A 3,255-nucleotide genomic window follows, 5' to 3' on the forward strand; every position below is an offset into this window, starting at 1 on the left:
GGTAGCTTTATCCCTTTTAAAGAATACCGCATTGTCATTGTCGCGGTTCGTAACGATTACGAAATCACCTTTTTCATCGATCAGGAAATTGCGCGGGTGCTTTCCATGCGTGTCGGCGTGACCAGCTGGCGTCAGTTTTCCGGTACTCGCATTCACACTGTAAATAGCCAGACTTTCATGTCCGCGATTAGATGCGTACAGGAATTTTCCGTCGGGAGAAAAATGGATATCCGCCGCAAAGCTTTTTTCCGAAAAATCGCCGGGTAGCATCGGTACCCGCTCCAATGGAACCAGTGCACCAGAGTTTTTAACAATTTTGAAAGAGTTGACAACCGAACCGAGTTCGCCAGCCGAATAGCCAAAGTTCCCGTTGGGATGGATTGCAAAATGCCGCGGGCCGTCGCCTTTTTTCACCTCGGCATAAGGAACAGCTGCGGGCGTGAGCTTACCCGTTTTCGGGTCCACAGCGTACACCATAATTTTGTCAATGCCCAGGTCTGACGCATAAACGAAATTTCCGTCAGCAGAAGGAATCATGGAATGCATGTGCGGCTTCTGACCTTCTCCGCCTTTGTCCTGAATAGTATCCGCGAGTGCGCCCAGACTACCGTCCTGATTAAGTCGGTACACCGCCAGATCCCCGCTGCCGTAGTTGGATAAGTAAACAAAACGTCCCTTCGGATCTACACCTACGTGGCAGGGGCCATTTCCGTGTGTCGGCTGTGTATTTAATGCAGTCAGCTTACCGGTTTTGGAATCAATGGCGTATGCGGTAACGGAGCCGGTCCCTTCATTGGCGGCGTACAGGAATTTTTTGTTGGGATGAAATTCCAGGAATGACGGGCTGGTTTTGCTGGTTACCACCTGCAATTCTTTGAAGGACATATTGCTTCTATCCAGCTCATACACGTAAATACCTTCGCCTTTTTGGGTATAAGTGCCCAGGTACAAGATCTCTTTTTTGGATTGTGCAAATGAAGACATAGCGATGATCAGGCAGGAAATTGTCAGAATGAGTGATTTCATCAGGTTAATAGGTTTCAGTTTTATTCAAAAATTAACGTGCCGAACTTCTCGAATTCGTGAAAGCTGCCGCCCGTTTTTTGCCAGGAATAATAGGCGGTTTCCGAATCGTAATCAATGCGGTAAAAATTGCCCCGCCACCTGGTGCCCGATTTGGGTATAGAAGGTACAATGGGGTTCATCAATGCGTAGGGGATGAAAAACTCGGCTTTCCAACCTTCCACAGCGGCCATACTTTTCTTTTGTCCGCCTTGTGCGCTGGTTTCGTGCTGGGTGCGGTTAGTATCATTATAAATCCAGGGTTTCCAGCCCTGCATCTTTCCATTCAGGTTCGGGATCAGGATCGGTAATTCGTAGTTTAATGGGGATACTTCGTACTCAAAATAAATGGGTACCGAGGTGTCCGGCCACAGAAAAACCTCCACCACATCTTCCTTGAACAGCATACCGTAATCTTCCATGATCGTGGCGGTGAGCTTCTGGTCGGTGCAGTCGAACAGGAAATAAATGCCTTTTTCAGAGTACATGATCTTAACCTTCGTAGGAAACTGTTTGCCTGGACTGCGCTGGCCGGGACCTTTCTGCACGGTAATGTCAAACCATTTTGCCGAATCCCAGTTGCGCGCGGTGCCCTCGCCATTCACTTTGAAGTCGGTCGTTTTTTTGATGATTAATGTAGAATCGGGAATTGCTGCGGATGCGGTAATGCGGGTGTACATGCAAGCCAGCAGCAGGCAGGCAGTGAAGATTTTTTTCAACATCATTAAAAGTTTAGGAGCTGGAAAGCAGGAAAGAACTGTAACTATTTTTGGCCAATTTCATTAGGTTTTTACATTTAACCAAACGATTACCGAACTCTGCCGCAGGATTAATTCGTCCCGGTTAATTCCGGATTTCAAGATTTTGGAATGATTATTTAATGTACAGGGAAAACATTAACGAACCTTAAACTTCTTAAAATCATGATACGCCAAAGAGGAGAACCAGCCATTCTGGATACCAGCAAACCAATTATTGAACCGCCGGTATTTCCGGATTATCCCACAAATACACAGCCTTCAACCCCGATTGCCGAAGACCCGAATATTGTCGGTGGAAAAGGAGAGGATGACGAAGACGATGAATACGTAGATGTGGATGAAGATGAAGATCTGACAGACGAGGACGATACCGTTGTAGATGAATTTGATGATGATATCGAAAATCGGGAAGTAGTTATCGAAGATGGTGACGAAATCATCTCGCTCGATGACGACGACGATGACGATATTTAGGATTAACAAATCTGAACAGACAGAAAGCCCTTTGGATCAACTCCTGAGGGCTTTTGTTTTGGAAAATGAGTAATGCAATGCGGGTTGTGCCTTATTCAGCTAAATTGTTTTTTCTCCACCTTTCCCAAACCCATGCGTTCCGACAACCCAAATGTTACACAGAGCATTACGCAGGTAATCGCCGCTTCTTCACTTGGTACATTAATCGAATGGTATGATTTCTACATTTTCGGCAGTCTTGCAGTTATTATCGGGCAGCAGCTGTTTCCCAGCGACGCCGGTGCTTCCGCATTGATCAACACGCTGGCCATTTTCGCGGCTGGCTTTATTGTACGTCCATTCGGTGCATTGGTTTTCGGGCGACTGGGTGATCTGATCGGACGTAAGTACACGTTTTTGCTTACACTGGTTTTAATGGGCGGATCTACCTTCCTGATCGGCCTTATCCCTTCTTATTCGAGCATTGGCTACGCGGCGCCTATCCTGGTACTGATCCTCAGACTTGTTCAGGGGCTTGCACTGGGCGGTGAATACGGCGGCGCAGCTACTTATGTGGCCGAACACGCGCCTGTGGGTAGACGCGGCTTTTTTACAAGCTGGATACAAACCACCGCCACCCTCGGCCTTTTTCTCTCACTCGGTGTTATTGTTCTGACCAAAAACCTGCTTGGTGCGAAAGCATTTGCTGACTGGGGCTGGCGCATTCCTTTCCTTGTATCGATCCTGCTCGTCGGTGTGTCGATTTATATCCGCATGAAAATGCACGAGTCGCCTGTTTTTACCAAGTTAAAGGCAGAGGGGAAAGTGTCCTCCAATCCGTTGAAAGAGAGTTTTCAGAAAAAAGCTAATTTCAAAATGGTACTGCTGGCATTGTTTGGTGCCACAATGGGGCAGGGGGTAGTTTGGTATACCGGCCAGTTTTATGCACAGTCTTTTCTTGAAAATACCTGTAAGCTGG

The 3,255-nt window shown here is 47.1% G+C and carries 4 protein-coding genes; 2 read left to right on the forward strand and 2 right to left on the reverse strand.

Features of this window, described 5'->3' with window-relative positions:
• Positions 1 to 1,026, reverse strand: a 1,026-nt coding sequence (locus ACTIE6_RS20990) for a lactonase family protein (RefSeq protein ID WP_439558497.1), incomplete at its 3' end; no start/stop codon positions are given.
• 20 nt (positions 1,027 to 1,046) lie between these two features.
• Positions 1,047 to 1,787, reverse strand: coding sequence for a carbohydrate-binding family 9-like protein (locus ACTIE6_RS20995; protein ID WP_439558498.1), 741 nt, complete (start codon positions 1,785 to 1,787; stop codon positions 1,047 to 1,049).
• A gap of 198 nt (positions 1,788 to 1,985) precedes the next feature.
• On the opposite strand from ACTIE6_RS20995, the gene ACTIE6_RS21000 reads away from it, so the two are divergent.
• Both ACTIE6_RS21000 and ACTIE6_RS21005 read left to right on the forward strand, forming a co-directional pair.
• Positions 1,986 to 2,297 carry a hypothetical protein gene (locus ACTIE6_RS21000; RefSeq protein ID WP_439558499.1) on the forward strand — a complete coding sequence of 104 codons (312 nt, stop codon included), beginning with the start codon at positions 1,986 to 1,988 and terminating at the stop codon, positions 2,295 to 2,297.
• A gap of 132 nt (positions 2,298 to 2,429) precedes the next feature.
• Positions 2,430 to 3,255, forward strand: an 826-nt coding sequence (locus ACTIE6_RS21005; protein ID WP_439558500.1) for an MFS transporter, incomplete at its 3' end; no start/stop codon positions are given.

The organism is Dyadobacter sp., from assembly GCF_051859145.1.
In the GTDB taxonomy this organism is placed as follows: Bacteria; Bacteroidota; Bacteroidia; order Cytophagales; family Spirosomataceae; genus Dyadobacter.